The sequence below is a fragment of the Spiroplasma sp. ChiS genome, from assembly GCF_002968355.1.
In the GTDB taxonomy this organism is placed as follows: Bacteria; Bacillota_I; Bacilli_A; order Mycoplasmatales; family Mycoplasmataceae; genus Spiroplasma; species Spiroplasma citri.
Window position 1 is genome coordinate 1 of sequence record NZ_PUUH01000145.1, and the last position, 1,189, is coordinate 1,189.

Genomic DNA, 1,189 nt, shown 5'->3' on the forward strand with positions numbered 1-1,189 from the left:
ATAATTTAATGTAACTTCTCCGGTAAAGTTTCCTTTTCCAATAATTGTTGCAGTTGTTTTGCTTATTGTCCCTTTAACAGCAAAATCATTTTCAGTTAAATAAATTGCACTAGAATTTTTTACCTTAATATAAACCAATAATTCTGTCACTGTAGGAATTTCTCCTTTCATTTACCTTAATATAAACCAATAATTCTGTCACTGTAGGAATTTCTCCTTTCATAAAAATCGCACCTAAATTAATGCACTTAATAATTTTATTTAATATTTTTATATTTTGTTGTGATTTATTATAACCGCAAGTAATAACACTACTTGCTCCAGTTGCAGTTAAACTAACTGCTCCTAATATACTTAATATTTTTTTCATAATTGATACCTCTTTAATACATTGTTATAACCTTATATATATTATCAAAATTTTTTATTAACAATAAAATTATTTACCACAGTTGTTATCTCCTGTGTTGATTGTAAATCACTTATCATCGATTTTTTGAATCGTAAAACTACAATTCAAGCATTTTTGTAAATCAACATCGACAATCATTAAATTATGATTGATAGTGTCTTTATTATCTATTTTTTTCATAATTATTTTATCTACTTTCGTTTTTTGTTTTTCTTTTTTTTTCTTTAGTTTCTTCTTTTTTAAGACTTGTTTATTTTTTCTATGATATTCAGCTTCTTCTTCAACAAAATAATAATTAACCATATTCAGTAAAAAATTCATTTCGGAAATCCTCATCAATTTCCAATATATTATCTATTTTACTATCAACTTTCCATCTTGAATAAAAATTATCAAACTTTGTTAAATGTTCTATACAAAAAGGACTATCTATTTCAATAATAAAATTATTTTCTTGACAATATGGAACTAAACAAATATTTTTATCTATTTTCATAGTTATTTGATTTCTTTGATGAGTTCTTCGTATGCTTGTTTTTGTCGCCAATAATGTTGATTAGTTCAAATACTACTTAACTCATTTTCAATCTTAATAAATGTATCTGAATTTTTTATTATGTTATTTAATAAATAATTAGCTAAATCATTTTTAACTAATAGTTTATATATAAAACTTGTATTTTCATTATCTTTGATATTATTAAATAATACTTTTATACTTGGTAAATCTCTATTATTTAATCTGCAAACATAATTTAATGTATTTTTCAAATCAAT

The 1,189-nt window shown here is 22.3% G+C and carries 3 protein-coding genes and 1 pseudogene; all 4 read right to left on the bottom strand.

The genetic code is table 4. The features are described from left to right. Positions 1 to 124 precede the first annotated feature (124 nt). Positions 125 to 370, bottom strand: coding sequence for a lipoprotein (locus C6B38_RS11105; RefSeq protein WP_105298808.1), 246 nt, complete (start codon positions 368 to 370; stop codon positions 125 to 127). 69 nt (positions 371 to 439) lie between these two features. Then, positions 440 to 733: a hypothetical protein gene (locus tag C6B38_RS04470; protein WP_105298809.1), complete on the bottom strand. Its 294-nt coding sequence runs from the start codon at positions 731 to 733 to the stop codon at positions 440 to 442. Further along, positions 708 to 908 carry a hypothetical protein gene (locus C6B38_RS04475; RefSeq protein ID WP_105298810.1) on the bottom strand — a complete coding sequence of 67 codons (201 nt, stop codon included), beginning with the start codon at positions 906 to 908 and terminating at the stop codon, positions 708 to 710. The genes C6B38_RS04470 and C6B38_RS04475 overlap by 26 nt, the downstream gene beginning before the upstream one ends. Before the next feature lie 2 nt (positions 909 to 910). Beyond that, positions 911 to 1,189 (bottom strand): annotated as a pseudogene (locus C6B38_RS09960) (hypothetical protein); the annotation flags it as partial.